12 protein-coding genes are annotated in these 13,124 nt (G+C 68.8%); 8 read left to right on the top strand and 4 right to left on the bottom strand.

Annotated elements, in window-relative coordinates:
- Positions 1 to 102 precede the first annotated feature (102 nt).
- Complete coding sequence (locus AC5RWG_RS12385) at positions 103 to 729, bottom strand: malonic semialdehyde reductase (protein WP_494002227.1); 627 nt, start codon at positions 727 to 729, stop codon at positions 103 to 105.
- Positions 730 to 897: 168 nt separating this feature from the next.
- Here AC5RWG_RS12385 and AC5RWG_RS12380 point away from each other — a divergent pair, with 168 nt between their 5' ends.
- Entirely contained in the window at positions 898 to 1,833 is a 936-nt protein-coding gene (locus AC5RWG_RS12380) for an NADP-dependent oxidoreductase (protein ID WP_494167123.1), read from the top strand.
- Between the two features lie 256 nt (positions 1,834 to 2,089).
- Here AC5RWG_RS12380 and AC5RWG_RS12375 read toward each other — a convergent pair whose 3' ends face one another.
- Positions 2,090 to 2,569, bottom strand: a complete 480-nt coding sequence (locus tag AC5RWG_RS12375; RefSeq protein ID WP_494002225.1) for a TetR family transcriptional regulator — start codon at positions 2,567 to 2,569, stop codon at positions 2,090 to 2,092.
- A 225-nt stretch (positions 2,570 to 2,794) separates the two neighbouring features.
- On the opposite strand from AC5RWG_RS12375, the gene AC5RWG_RS12370 reads away from it, so the two are divergent.
- The 6 genes from AC5RWG_RS12370 to AC5RWG_RS12345 all read left to right on the top strand — a co-directional run bounded on the left by AC5RWG_RS12370 (position 2,795) and on the right by AC5RWG_RS12345 (position 8,350).
- Positions 2,795 to 4,021: an MFS transporter gene (locus AC5RWG_RS12370; protein WP_494167054.1), complete on the top strand. Its 1,227-nt coding sequence runs from the start codon at positions 2,795 to 2,797 to the stop codon at positions 4,019 to 4,021.
- A 333-nt stretch (positions 4,022 to 4,354) separates the two neighbouring features.
- A complete protein-coding gene (locus AC5RWG_RS12365) occupies positions 4,355 to 6,004 on the top strand; it encodes a catalase (RefSeq protein ID WP_494167122.1) in 1,650 nt (549 codons plus the stop codon).
- 141 nt (positions 6,005 to 6,145) lie between these two features.
- Complete coding sequence (locus AC5RWG_RS12360; RefSeq protein ID WP_494167053.1) at positions 6,146 to 7,216, top strand: NAD-dependent epimerase/dehydratase family protein; 1,071 nt, start codon at positions 6,146 to 6,148, stop codon at positions 7,214 to 7,216.
- Between the two features lie 82 nt (positions 7,217 to 7,298).
- On the top strand, positions 7,299 to 7,517 hold the full coding sequence (locus AC5RWG_RS12355) for a hypothetical protein (RefSeq protein ID WP_494002222.1): 219 nt from the start codon (positions 7,299 to 7,301) through the stop codon (positions 7,515 to 7,517).
- A 62-nt stretch (positions 7,518 to 7,579) separates the two neighbouring features.
- Complete coding sequence (locus AC5RWG_RS12350) at positions 7,580 to 8,059, top strand: hypothetical protein (protein ID WP_494013108.1); 480 nt, start codon at positions 7,580 to 7,582, stop codon at positions 8,057 to 8,059.
- A gap of 75 nt (positions 8,060 to 8,134) precedes the next feature.
- On the top strand, positions 8,135 to 8,350 hold the full coding sequence (locus AC5RWG_RS12345) for a hypothetical protein (protein WP_494013109.1): 216 nt from the start codon (positions 8,135 to 8,137) through the stop codon (positions 8,348 to 8,350).
- 108 nt (positions 8,351 to 8,458) lie between these two features.
- Here AC5RWG_RS12345 and AC5RWG_RS12340 read toward each other — a convergent pair whose 3' ends face one another.
- Together AC5RWG_RS12340 and AC5RWG_RS12335 are read right to left on the bottom strand one after the other, a co-directional pair.
- Positions 8,459 to 9,817: a Y-family DNA polymerase gene (locus AC5RWG_RS12340; protein ID WP_494167052.1), complete on the bottom strand. Its 1,359-nt coding sequence runs from the start codon at positions 9,815 to 9,817 to the stop codon at positions 8,459 to 8,461.
- A complete protein-coding gene (locus AC5RWG_RS12335; protein ID WP_494013756.1) occupies positions 9,810 to 10,184 on the bottom strand; it encodes a LexA family protein in 375 nt (124 codons plus the stop codon). Before AC5RWG_RS12335 ends, AC5RWG_RS12340 begins: the two co-directional genes overlap by 8 nt.
- Before the next feature lie 211 nt (positions 10,185 to 10,395).
- Here AC5RWG_RS12335 and AC5RWG_RS12330 point away from each other — a divergent pair, with 211 nt between their 5' ends.
- Entirely contained in the window at positions 10,396 to 12,984 is a 2,589-nt protein-coding gene (locus AC5RWG_RS12330) for an ATP-dependent Clp protease ATP-binding subunit (protein WP_494167051.1), read from the top strand.
- Positions 12,985 to 13,124: the final 140 nt, after the last annotated feature.

The following is a 13,124-nucleotide window of genomic DNA, read 5'->3' as shown; positions in this document are numbered from 1 at the left end:
CGGCCCTCCCCCGCCACCCTTAAACGCCGACGGCGGCGCCCTCCCCTGGAAGCTCGCAAGCCCCCGGTGGGTGGGCACCGCCGTCGTCAGCGGTTGACGGAATCAGACCGTCTGCACGGCGATTTCCGCGTCCAGGCGGGGCAGCCGCGGGAACCAGGGGTTCTCGCCCGGGGTGCCGATGTTGACCACCATGAACGTGCGGTGGGAGGTTCCGGCGTTGAAGTCCTCATCGATGCCGGCGGCGTCGAACGCGCCCATCGGGCCGGCGTGCAGGCCCACGGCGCGGACGGCCATGATGAAGTAACCGGCCTGCAGCCACGCGTTGTTCTTGGCGACCTCGGCGCGCATTTCGGCGTTGTCGTCGAACATTGCCTTGCGCTCGGGAGCGTGCGGGAAGAACGTCTCGAAGTGCTCGTGCCAGTCGGCGTCGTAGCTGAGCACGGCGACCATCGGAGCCGTCAGCGTCTTAGCACGGTTGCCCTCCGCCATGCGGGCGCCCAGCTTCTCGCGGGCCTCGGCTGACCGGACCCAGGTGATGCGCAGCGGCTGGTTGTTCATCATGGTCGGGCCCATCTTGGCCAGCTCATAGATGGCGGCGAGCTGCTCGTCCGAGACCGGCTCGGCGGAGAAGGTGTTCGCGGTGCGGGCTTCCAAAAACAGCTGGTTCGCGGCCTCGCGGTCCACGGCCAGTTCGTTCTCCAGGCTGACGTCAACGGTTTCGACGCTCATGTGACTCCTTAGTTGCGGGATGGGTCTACAGGGTTGAACACCGCCCCTCCCTGCCGGAATTTCCTGCGGGCCTGTGAGGTTCGTTACGCGGCCCTCTGCATAGGCAAGGCCGCGGCCCGCCACTAGGGTGGAGCGAAAACAGGAAGGCGGCATCCGTTGGTTAAGACCATGCAGGCCATGACCTACTCCCGTTACGGCGGGCCGGAGGTTTTGGAGCAGTCGGAGGTCCGGCGGCCGAAGGTGGCACCGGGTTCGGTGCTCATCCGGGTCAAGGCAGCCAGCGTGAACCCGGTGGACTGGAAAGTGATGTCCGGCGGACTGGACGCGATGCTGGACGTGCACTTCCCGGTGATTCCCGGCTGGGACGTGGCCGGAGTCGTCGAGGAGGTGGGACCGGATACCCCCGAATACGCTCCCGGCGACGAAGTCTATGCCTACGGCCGCCGGGACACCGTGAGCGGCGGAACCTACGCGGAGTTCGTGGCGCTGCCGGTATCCATGGTGGCGCGCAAGCCGGAATCGCTGGGCTGGGAGCAGGCCGCCGGGCTGCCGCTCACCGGCATGACAGCACAGCGGACCCTGGACGCCTTGGCCCCGTCAACCGGCGAGACACTCCTGATCCACAACGGGTCCGGCGGAGTCGGTCGAATCGCCATCCAGCTCGCCATCGAGCGCGGCCTCCGGGTCATCGCCACCGCCTCCAGGCAACACCACCAACGGCTGCGGGAGTTCGGCGCGGAACCGGTGGAATACGGCGACGGGCTGGTGCACCGCGTGCGCGGGCTCGCTCCGCAGGGCGCGGACGCCGTGGCGGACTTCGCGGGAGGGGTCCTGGAGGAAACCTTGGCCGTGCTGCGCAATGGCGGCCGGCACGCGTCGATCGCCGATCCGGCCGCAGCCAAGCACGGCGGCCACTACATCTGGGTGCGCCCGGAAGCTGCCGAACTCGCGCGGCTGAGCGCGCTGGCCGACGCCGGCAAGCTCACCGTGGACATCGACCGCACGTTTTCGATGGATCAGGCCGCGGACGCGATGCGCTACAGCCAGGAGGGCCACGCGTCCGGCAAGATCGTGCTGACGCCGTTTGCGGGACACACCGGCTAGCACGTGGCCGGATAGGACGTCTGATAGGGCAAGGCCGGAAGGCGGCAGGTGGGTCAGGATGGCGGAGCAGTTTGCGACGATCGACGCTTACATCGCGTCGTTCCCCGAGGACGTCAGGATCATCCTGCAGGAAATCCGGCAGCGCGGCCACGACGCAAACGACCCTAGCTCGCCTCGGACGGCCCGGGCCCCTCACGACAGCGGGCCCGCCCCCAGCCGTTGAAGCTGTGGGCGGGCCCGGCGCGGTCGGCGCTGGTCAGTCCTTCTGCGACGCCCGTCCCTTCGGCGCCAGCTCGGCCAGCAGTTCCTTGAGCCGCGCGTCGGTCAGGTACGTCATGCCTGTGAGCACGTCGGTGATCCGGCGCCGGTCCTCCGGCTTGAACCGCGTGCTGTCCAGCATGTCGGAGACCCACAGCCCGTCCATCGCCAGCCGGACGATGATCCCGATGATGCCCACGGGCTCGCGCGGGTCGAGATCCTGCCGGTCCAGCCGCTGGTTAAGGTAGACCAGCGACTCGGCCAGGTTCGGCTGCCGTATCGCCGTCGACAGCAACGCCGTCTGGTTGCGGTCGTTGTTGGCCCTGGCGTCGGAAAACGCCGCGATGTAGGCGCGCTCCTCGGCGCCCAGCGGCTCCGGATCGGCGTCGGCCCGCTCGCCCAGCTCGTGCACCAATTCCATGATGATCGCTTCGACGTCGCGCTCGACCTCGTCGATCGGCGCCCCAGGTTCGAACATGTTGCCCTCCCGTAGTTCCCCGGCGGGTTTGCCGCCTTGGCCAGTCTATCCACGGCGGTGCGGTGCCGCCGCGCCTCGGCATGGTGCGCCGAGCCAGCCCGGCTCAGCCCATATCGTAGTCAACTATTACGACGCCGGCGCCCGTCTTACGTGCCGCGCGTCACCCTTCTCCGGCCGCGGATAGTCTGTACGGGCAACTAATCGAACCCGTCGGAAAGGAGCAGCGTGGCCACCACCAGCGCCATCCGGCCGCGGGCAGACGCGGCATGGATCGTCGTCGTCCTGGCCGGCGTCACGGCCGCGATGCACATCTGGAAGCTGCCGTCGGCCATTCCCGTGATCCGGGACGAGCTCGGCATGTCCCTGGTGCAGGCCGGGGTGCTGCTGGGGGTGGTGCAGGTGGCCGGGATGGTCGGCGGCCTGGCGGTTTCCCTGCTGGCGGAAATGATCGGCGCACGCCGCTGCCTGCTCGCCGGCCTCTGGCTGCTCATCATCGGATCCGTCATCGGGGGCTTCGCCGACTCGGCCGCCGTACTGATGGCCTGCCGCGCACTCGAAGGAGCGGGCTTCCTGCTGACCACGGTGGTGGCGCCAGGGCTGATCCGGGCGAACACGCCCGGGGTCCGCGTCAATCTGGCGGTCGGCTTCTGGAGCGCGTACCAGGGCTTCGCGACCTTCGCCGGCCTGGTGGCCAGCGCGCTTATCCTACAGGCCACCAGCTGGCACACGTGGTGGTGGATCATGGCCGCCCTGACGCTCATTCCGATCCCGCTGGTGCTGAAGTTCGTGCCACAGGACCCGCGGCGCGACGGTTCCGGCCTGCCCGCGGCCACCCGTCGCATCGGCCGCACCGTCCGGTCCCCCAAGCCGTGGATCGCCGGCGTGGTATTCGCCTGCTACACCGTCCAGTGGATGGCCGTGGTCGGTTTCCTGCCCACCATCTACGAGCAGAACGGGGTCACCGGGATCTGGCCGGGCATCCTGTCCGCGGTGGTGGGCGGCCTGAACGCGCTGGGGGCCATCGGCGCCGCTCCGCTGCTGCAGCGCGGCGTCCCCCCGCGGCTGCTGATGATCCCCACCTTCATCCTGATGGGCACGACGACGGTGCTCACCTTCGGCATCGACTGGGCCGTTGCTCCGGGCGGCATGGCCATCCAGTTCGCCTGTGTGGCACTGTTTTCCATGGTGGGCTCGGTGATCCCGTCCACGCTCACCCGCATGGCCGTGGACTTGGCGCCGGCGGACGGGTCCCCGCCGGCCGCCATGGGGTTGATGCAGCAGATCTTCAACGTCGGCAACTTCACCGGCCCGGCCATGATCGCCTGGCTGGCCACGGTTACCGGCGGCTGGCAGTCCACCTGGTGGATGACCTGCACGTTCGCGGCCCTTGGCATTGGCCTGAGCGTGTACTTGAGCGAGAAACGCCTGGGGCTTAGCTTCGCCCACCGGTAGCTCCGGGCGGGGCGGGGCCGGGTCCGCCGGTGTGTTCGCTCCCATGTCTCGGACTAACTGCCCATCTTTGGCTACCCCTAAAGCGCGCTGACTAGGCGAAACGTCGGGAGCCGCCGCCAAGACGTGGGAGCGAAAAGCACCGCCCCCGTCCACTCCCGCGAGGCTCCGGCCGCACCGCCACGTCCACTCCCGCGAGGCTCCCGCCGCACCGCCACGGGCACTCCTCCGCGAAGCCCGGCCGCGTCTTCGTCGGACTCTTGCCCTCGCCGCGGCCGAGGAGGAAGCTGGAATCACGGCAAGCGGCCTCCCCCTTTTTCCCAGGAGTGATCAGTGATGACCGATGCGGCCCAGTCCCCGGACCAGCCCCTGACCAACCGCCAGGGCCACAAGGTCTACGACAACCAGAACACGCGAACCATCGGCGCCCGCGGCCCGGCGACCCTGGAGAACTACCAGTTCCTGGAGAAGATGAGCCACTTCGACCGCGAGCGCGTGCCCGAACGCGTGGTGCATGCGCGCGGCACCACGGCCTTCGGCTACTTCGAGGCCTACGGCAAGTGGGGGGACGAGCCGATCGGCAGGTTCACCCGCGCCAAGCTGTTCCAGGAAGCGGGCAAGCGCACCGACCTCGCCATCCGCTTCTCCACCGTGGCCGGCGGCCGTGATTCCTCCGAGGTGGCCCGCGACCCGCGCGGATTCGCCGTGAAGCTCTATACCGAGGACGGCAACTGGGACATGGTCGGCAACAACCTGGGCGTGTTCTTCATCCGCGACGCGATCAAGTTCCCCGACTTCATCCACTCGCAGAAGCCGGACCCGGTAACGTTCGAGGCGTCGGTGCCGAACCGGGCGATGGACTTCTTCAGCCAGTCCCCCGAATCCATGCACATGGTCATGCTGGTCTTCAGCCCGCGCGGCATCCCCGCCGACTACCGGCATATGCAGGGCTTCGGCGTGAACACCTACAAGTGGGTCAACGCCGCCGGCGAGACGGTGCTGGTGAAGTACCACTGGATGCCCAAGCAGGGCGTGAAGTCGCTGACCGCCGAGGACGCCGCGAACGTGCAGGCGCAGACCCTCGGGTCACACACCAAGGACCTCTACGACGCCATCGAAGCCGGCAACTACCCCGAGTGGGAGCTGGTGGTGCAGATGATGTCCGACGACGAGCATCCCGAGCTCGACTTCGACCCGCTGGACGATACCAAGGTCTGGCCGGAGGAGCAGTTCCCTCCCCAAGCGGTCGGGCGGATGGTGCTGAACCGCACCGCCAAGAACTTTTTCGCCGAGAACGAGCAGATCGCGTTCGGCACCGGCGTGCTGGTGGACGGCCTCGACTTCTCCGACGACAAGATGCTGGTGGGCCGGACGTTCTCCTACAGCGACACCCAGCGTCACCGGGTGGGCCCGAACTACCTGCAGCTTCCGGTCAACAGCCCGAAGGTGCCGGTGGCCACCAACCAGCGGGACGGCCAGTTGACGCACTTTGTGGACACCGCGCCGGGCCAGAACCCGCACGTGAACTACGAGCCGACTATCACCGGCGGGCTGCAGGAGGCGGCGAAGGATTCCGGTTACCACCACGCCGTCGGTCCCGAGATCGGCGGCCGGCTGACCAGGGAACGGATCGAGCGGACCAACGACTACCTGCAGGCCGGCCAGCGGTTCTACCTGCAAGAGGACTGGGAGCGCGAGGACCTGATCACCAACCTGACCAACGCGCTGGCGCAGTGCGACCGGCCGATCCAGGAGCGCATGCTCTGGCACCTCTACATGATTGCGGACGAGCTCGGCCAGGGCGTGGGCGGCGGCATCGGCATCTCGCTGGACGAGGTGAAGGACCTTGGGCCCCTGGCCAGCCAGAACCTTTCCGAAGCGGAGCAGCAGTGGATGGCCAACCTCGGCAAGAACGGGCCGCGGGACGTTTCCGGGCTGACCATGACGCACTGCGTGCCCAACGAACGTGTCAAAGTGGAGCGGTAGCCGTCACCGCGCGACCTCCACGTTTAAGCGGCGGCTGACCTGCGGAAATCCCGGACGGCGGCCGAATCCAGCCCGGATTCCGGCGGCCGGCCGCCCAGCCGGGCCCTCGCCAAGCCGTGGCATCCGCGGTAGCGTCTGTCCATGCGAGTCGCCGTGGTCGGAGCCAGCGGGAACGTCGGTACAGCAGTGCTGCGCCGGCTGCAGAAGGCGCGGGGCGAACGCGCGGACGACGTGGAGATCGTCGGCATCGCGCGGCGGCTGCCCGATGCCACGACGGAACCGTACGACGGCGTCACGTGGGTTTCGCTGGACATCGCCTCCCGCGATGCCCGGGAAAGGCTGACGCAGGCCTTTAAGGGATGCGACGCCGTCGTCCATCTCGCGTGGCTGCTGCAGCCGAACCACGATGAAGGGCAGTTGCGCCGGGTGAACGTGGACGGCACCTCGAACGTGCTCGCCGCTGCCACCAACGCCGGCGTCGGGCAAGTAGTCTGCGCCTCGTCGGTCGGCGCCTACAGCCCCGGCCCGAAGCACTCCCGCGTCCGCGAGGATTGGCCGGCCAGAGGCATCGCCAGCTCGCACTACAGCCGGTTCAAGGGCCAGCAGGAAGCGCTGTTGGACGAGTTCGCCGACGATCACCCGGAAATCAAGGTGGCGCGGCTGCGGCCCGGCCTGATTTTCCAAGCCGAGGCCGGCAGCCAGATCGGCCGCTACTTTGTGGGCCAGTGGATCCCCAAGTTCTTCCTCAACCGGCTGCGGTTGCCGCTGTTCCCGTTCCCCGAGGAGTTCATCTTCCAGGCATTGCATGCCAACGACGTGGCGGACGCCTACTGGCGGGTGCTGGACCAGGGCGCGAGGGGCGCCTTCAACGTGGCGGCCGAACCGGTGGTAACGCCCGGACTCGTCGCCTCCCTGTTCGGTGCCCGGCGCTGGCTTCCCGTTCCCGTGCCGCTGGTGCGGCAGTTGGTCGGCGCCGCGTGGTCCCTCCGGCTGCTGGCCAGCGACCCCGGCTGGGTGGACATGGCCCGCTACGCTCCGGTCATGGACACCAGCCGGGTTAGGGACGAACTCGGCTGGATACCGCAGGTGGATTCGTTGTCGGCGATCCGTGAAGTCCTGGCGGGAATGGCCGGGGCCGGAGGTGTCACGGAATCCCCCGCGATGCGCCCGCGCAGCCGCTGGACCCGTGCGAAGCCGGAGACCGGCGCGTAGTGTGGCCCCATGGGAAGCCGCGCGAAGAGCGCAGCTGCCCGGTCTGATCCCACAGGACGACCCGCTCGAGAAGGAGGACCTGATGAATCCGAACGAGGAGCGGCGCCCGGAACACCCGGACGACGCGAATGACGACACTCTGACTCCCGCCGACGCAGGCGGCATCGACAAGGAAGTCAACGAGGCCCACATCCCGGTCCACGGTGACGAGAAACTCGCCGACGACCTGGTCAAGAAGGCCTACGGCGACAAGGACCAGGACGGCCGCGGGGACGCGCCCAACGCGCCTTTCCCCGGCTGACTGGCACCGCCCGCACCTCCACCTAGCACCGCCCATCAACCGTCTACAGACAGGAGCACGCTGTGAAAGGGAAACTCACATTCGGCGCCGGCATCGCCCTCGGATTCGTCCTGGGTTCGAAATCCGGAAGGTCCGCCTACGATTCCTTGAAGGCCAAGAGTCAGGAGTTCTGGCAGAACCCAGCGGTCCAGGAAAAAGTGCACGAAGCCACCGACCTGGTCAAGGAAAAGGCACCAGGCGTCGCCGACCGTGTTACCGAAGCGGCCAAGAAGGCAGGGTCCGCGGCAACCTCCAAGCTGCCCGGCAACCACGGTTCGGGTAAGGACGACGGCGGCACCACCGGCCCCACCACCACCGCCGGCGGCACCACGGGCACCAGCACCCTCGGCGACACCACTGGCACCACCCTGGGCGACACCACGATGTCGGATCCGGCGCAGAACGACGAACTCGGGCAGAGCTGGACGGGCGAGGGAGGCACCATGCCGGACGGACCCGCCACCCTCAACAGGGACGACGACCTGCGCCCGCCCGGAGTGTAACCCGCCCGGGATTCTGGCGGGCCGGGCCCCTCGCCGGGGCTCCGCCTGCATCGACGGCAGTAGGGAAGGACTGGCATGACGGAGAACGACGCCGGCCAGGTCAAAGGTCCGCGGGACCAGTCGGGCACCGCGGCAGATCCGCCGGATGCTCAGGAGCAGCAAACGGCCGATTCCGCCCCCGAGCCCGAGGGCAAGGAGGGCATGAACATCGCGCCCGGGCCGGCTGAAGAGAAGGACCAGGAAACGCCGGACGACCGCGGGCTCACCACCGACACGAGCCCGAGCGACTGATCCACCGCGGGCACGGCAGCGGCCGTCCAGATACGGCCGCTGCCGTGCCCCTGTTCAGCCGCTGCCATGCCCGTTGCGCCGCTGCGGCGCGACCCGGTGCACAGCCGGTTAATCCGCCTTGACCACCGGCAGGTCGCTCCACTCGGTGGTGTAGCGTGGCGAGGAAAATTCGCGTTTCATTGACCACGCCGCGGGGGCCGCCAGCCCGCCCTGACCGAGGCCGATCGAGGCTTCGCCGAACTTGGTACGCACCGCGCCCAGCAGGTCGCCGATGTGCCGCTGTTCCAAATCGCTGACGAAGGGGTCGAAGGTCTGCTGGCCGACCGCGGGCTCCAGCCCCGACAGCAGGACCCCTGCCCGGACATAGTGGGCGCCCGGAGTCAGGCAGCCGCGCATGGCGGCCACGGCAGCCTTGGTCAGCTGGATCGGATCCTGAGTGGGCGTCGCCAGGGTGACGCTGGCCGCGGGAAACGATGCCTCGCCGCCGGCGAACCTGCTGGTCCCCGCAGTCACCGTCAGCACCGAGGCGCGCAGTCCCTCGGCCGCCATCCGGGCCGCCCCGCGTTGGGCATAGACCGCCATCACCTGGTCCATCTCCTCGAGGGTGGTCACCGGCGTGGAGAAACTGCGCGAGAACATGATCTGCTGCTTGTCGGCCCGCTCCTCCGCGTGCGGGATGCAGGGCGTCCCGTTCAGCTCCAGCACGGTTCGCTGCAGCACCACGGAGAACTTTTTTCGGATTGCCTGCGGGTCGGCGGCCTTGAGGTCTGCGATCGAATCGATCCCGAGGGCGTTCAGCCGTTTCCCCGTCCGTCCGCCCACGCCCCACAGCCCGGTGACCGGGACGCGTGACTGGATCCAGGCGATGTCGGAAGCGGGCATCGAGCCCAGCGAGCACACTCCGGCCATCTGGGGATTCCGTTTGGCAACGTGGTTGGCGAACTTCGCCAGGGTCTTGGTCTGCGCCACGCCGACGCTGACCGGCACGCCCACCTGCCGGATCACTGCGGCACGGATTCGGCCGGCAGTCTCCAGCAACTGGGCCTCGTCGCCGGGCAGGCCCAGGAACGACTCGTCGATCGAATAGACCTCCTGCCAGGCCCCGAACCGGCCGAGCACTTCCATCACCCGGGCGCTTAGGTCCCCGTACAGCTCGTAGTTGCTGGACCGCGCGACCAGCCCCCAGGCCTTGGCCCGCGGCGCCACCTGGAACCACGGCGTCCCGGTCTTCAGCCCCAGCTGTTTGGCCTCCTCGGAGCGCGCCACCACGCAGCCGTCATTGTTGGAGAGCACGACGACTGGCCGTCCCTCGAGGGACGGATCGAAGACCCGCTCGCAGGAGACGTAGAAATTGTTGACGTCCACCAGCGCGATCCGATCGCCGGGCCGGCCGGAGGTCGCTCCGCCGGAGCCCGACGGCTGGCCGGATGTCGCCCCGCCGGCCCCGGGCACGGGGGCGCTAGACATGGTGCAGGCAACGGGTGGCGACGCCCCAGATGCTCAGGTCGGCGAGTTCGCCCACCTCGGTGGGAACGCCGCCGTCGTCCGCCTGCAAGCGCACGCCGTCCGCGGTGAGATGCAGGCGCCGGACCACCAGTTCCCCGTCCAGCACCGCCACCACTACCGAACCGTCGCGCGGGGTCAAAGAGCGATCCACGATCAGCTCATCGCCATCACTGATCCCGGCCGCGGCCATCGAGTTTCCGGCCACCCGCATCACAAAGGTGCTGGTGCGGTCGCGGATCAGGTGCCGGTTCAGATCGATGCCGCCGTGGAAGTAGTCCCTGGCCGGCGACGGGAAACCGCGCGCCTCCTCGGGCGCTCCGCTGCCCATCTCCGGGCCCGCCGACGCATCCGACGGCTGCTCTACACCGAACATCCCGACCCCCGTCTTCGAACAAAGCTTCGAATCCAACAGTAGCACCGGCCTGCCGTGGCCTACATATGAGCCAGCTGCACTCAAGTTCGGGTAGCTTCTGGAATAATCCTGCCGTAGAGGCGTTAACATGAGTCGAAGGCACTCACGTTCCACAGGAGGATTATCCATGCCACTGTTCTTCGGACCAGCTTCCGGCAACGGTTCATTCGACGAGTTCCTGGCCCGCTACCTGCAGGGCCAGCGGGCGGCCCAATCCCGCACGGTCGACCTCACCCGGCTGCTCAGCCGCCGCACCCATGAGGTGCTGGCGCAGGCAGCCCGGTTCGCCGCAGGCCTCGGCCACATCGAGGTGGACGGGCTGCACATCCTGCACGTCATGGTCGGCCAGGAGCCGGCCGCCAGCCAGATCAAGCTGACCGGCGCGGACCCGCAGACCATCGCGCGTTCCGCGGAGCAGGGCCTGCCGGAAAAGACCGGCCCGACCCAGGAAACGCCGTCGCTCACGCCGTCGGCGCAGCGTGCCCTGCTGGACGCGCACCAAGTGGCCCGCGCGTTCGGCTCCACCTACATCGACCCCGAGCACCTCTTCGCCGCCTTCGTGCTGAACCAGGAGACCCCCGCCGGCCAGATCCTGGCCGGCGCGGGCGTCACCCCGCAGGCACTGCAGCACGCGGCGGAGACAGCTGCGGCGCAGCCCGACGGCCCCACCCCTGCAACCGGCCCGCAACAGAGCACCGGCACCGGGTCGGAAACTCCCATGCTGGACCAGTTCGGCACCGACCTGACGGCCCAGGCCCGGGAGAGCCGGCTGGACCCGGTGATCGGCCGCGCGGACGAAATTGCCCAGACCATCGAAATCCTCGCGCGCCGGACCAAGAACAACCCGGTGCTGATCGGCGAGGCCGGCGTGGGCAAGACAGCCATCGCCGAGGGGCTGGCGCAGGCCATCGTGGCCGGCGAGGTCCCCGAACAGCTGCGCGGCAAGCGTGTGGTGTCGCTGGATCTGCCGGGCATGCTGGCCGGCACCCGCTACCGCGGCGACTTTGAGGAACGCCTGACCAAGACCCTGGAAGAGATCAGCGCCGCGAGCAGCGAACTGATCGTGTTCATCGACGAACTGCATACCGTGATCGGCGCCGGCGGCGGCGAGGGCGGCATGGACGCCGGCAACATTCTCAAGCCCCGGCTGGCCCGCGGCGAACTGCACCTGCTCGGCGCCACCACCCTGGGCGAATACCGCAAGGTGGAGAAGGACCCGGCCCTAGAGCGGCGCTTCCAGCCCGTCATGGTCGGCGAGCCCTCGATCGAGGACGCCGTCCGCATCCTGTCCGGTCTCAAGGACCGCTACGAAGAACACCACCAGGTGGCCTACACCGAGGCAGCCATCCGTGCCGCCGTCGAGATGTCCTCCCGCTACCTCACCGACCGGTTCCTGCCGGACAAGGCGATCGACCTGATCGACCAGGCCGGCGCGCGGCTGAGCCTGCGACGCGGCCCGCGCGTTGACGTGGAGGCCATGCGCGGCCGGCTGGCCGAGCTGGAGTCGGCCAAGAACGCCGCCGTCGCCGAGGAACGTTACGAGGACGCCTCGAAGCTGCGCGACGAGATCGAAGAGCTGAAGGCCCGGCTGGAAGCCGCCTCCGCCCGGCAGTCGGCCCCGGGTGCCACGGAAGACCACGACGGCGGGGCCCGCCCCGGCGCGTCCTCCGATGTGGTGGGCGAGGCCGAGATCGCCGAAATCATCTCCCGCGCCACCGGCATTCCGGCCGCCCGGCTGACCCAGGGCGACCGGCAGCGGCTGGCCCGGTTAAAGGAGGACCTGCACGCCCGGGTGATTGGCCAGGATGATGCGGTGACCGCTATCGCCAGGTCCGTGCGGCGCAACCGCACCGGCATGGGGGACGAGGGCCGGCCCGTCGGCAGCTTCCTGTTCCTGGGCCCGACCGGTGTGGGCAAAACCGAGCTGGCCAAGGCCCTGGCGGAGTCGCTGTTCGGTGACGAGGACGCCATGGTGCGCTTCGACATGAGCGAATACGGCGAGCGCCACACCGTCTCACGGCTGGTCGGCGCCCCTCCGGGCTACGTCGGCTACGGCGAGGCCGGCCAGCTGACCGAACGCGTCCGCCGGCGCCCGTACTCTGTGGTGCTGCTGGACGAGGTGGAGAAGGCCCACCCGGACGTGTTCAATCTCCTGCTGCAGGTCCTCGACGACGGACGCCTTACCGACGGGCAGGGCCGCACCGTGGACTTCCGCAACACCGTGGTGATCATGACCTCCAATCTCGGCTCGGAGTTCCTGGCCAGCAAGGGCGGAGCGCTGGGCTTCACCGCCAACGACGGGATGGACGGCTTCGGAAGCGAGCAGGAACTGCGCGCCCGGGTGATGGGCCGGCTGCGCGAAACCATGCGGCCGGAGTTTTTGAACCGGATCGACGAGATCGTGCTGTTCCGCAAGCTGGACCAGGAGCAGCTGCGCTCCATCGTGCGGCTGCAGTTGCGCAAGACCGAAGTCCGGCTGGCGGCCCAGGGCATCGCGCTGGAGGTTGGCGAGGACGCCGTGGCCTGGATCGCAGAGGCCGGCTACGAGCCCGAATACGGCGCCCGGCCCCTGCGCCGCGTGATCCAGCGCGAGCTGGATGACCGGATTGCGGACCTGCTGGTGGCCGAGGCCGTTGCCGACGGCGGGCGAATCCGCGTGGCCGCCGGCGACGACGGGCTGCGCGTCGCGGCAGACAGCATGTCCGCGGCGGCATAGCGGCGGCGACTGACGCCGGGCGCGGTTGATGTGCCCGCGCGCACCAATCGCAACCCCGGAGCGATGGCGGGGCACTCCACCGGAGCGGGGTGTCCCGCCGCTCCGGTTCAGGCCAACGACAATGCGGAATAAAGGCGGGG

It is taken from the genome of Arthrobacter sp. Y3221160, assembly GCF_059092585.1.
Note: the sequence above shows the minus strand (reverse complement) of the source record. Positions and strands in the feature narration are given on the sequence as shown.

Excerpts from the sequence above, each read along its gene's own strand:
- AC5RWG_RS12340 (WP_494167052.1), bottom strand. The coding sequence starts at position 9,817 with ATGTCTAGCGCCCCCGTGCCCGGGGCCGGCGGGGCGACATCCGGCCAG.
- AC5RWG_RS12345 (WP_494013109.1), top strand. The coding sequence starts at position 8,135 with ATGACGGAGAACGACGCCGGCCAGGTCAAAGGTCCGCGGGACCAGTCG.
- AC5RWG_RS12380 (WP_494167123.1), top strand. The coding sequence starts at position 898 with ATGCAGGCCATGACCTACTCCCGTTACGGCGGGCCGGAGGTTTTGGAG.
- AC5RWG_RS12330 (WP_494167051.1), top strand. The coding sequence starts at position 10,396 with ATGCCACTGTTCTTCGGACCAGCTTCCGGCAACGGTTCATTCGACGAG.
- AC5RWG_RS12365 (WP_494167122.1), top strand. The coding sequence starts at position 4,355 with ATGACCGATGCGGCCCAGTCCCCGGACCAGCCCCTGACCAACCGCCAG.
- AC5RWG_RS12355 (WP_494002222.1), top strand. The coding sequence starts at position 7,299 with ATGAATCCGAACGAGGAGCGGCGCCCGGAACACCCGGACGACGCGAAT.
- AC5RWG_RS12360 (WP_494167053.1), top strand. The coding sequence starts at position 6,146 with ATGCGAGTCGCCGTGGTCGGAGCCAGCGGGAACGTCGGTACAGCAGTG.
- AC5RWG_RS12375 (WP_494002225.1), bottom strand. The coding sequence starts at position 2,569 with ATGTTCGAACCTGGGGCGCCGATCGACGAGGTCGAGCGCGACGTCGAA.
- AC5RWG_RS12385 (WP_494002227.1), bottom strand. The coding sequence starts at position 729 with ATGAGCGTCGAAACCGTTGACGTCAGCCTGGAGAACGAACTGGCCGTG.
- AC5RWG_RS12335 (WP_494013756.1), bottom strand. The coding sequence starts at position 10,184 with ATGGGCAGCGGAGCGCCCGAGGAGGCGCGCGGTTTCCCGTCGCCGGCC.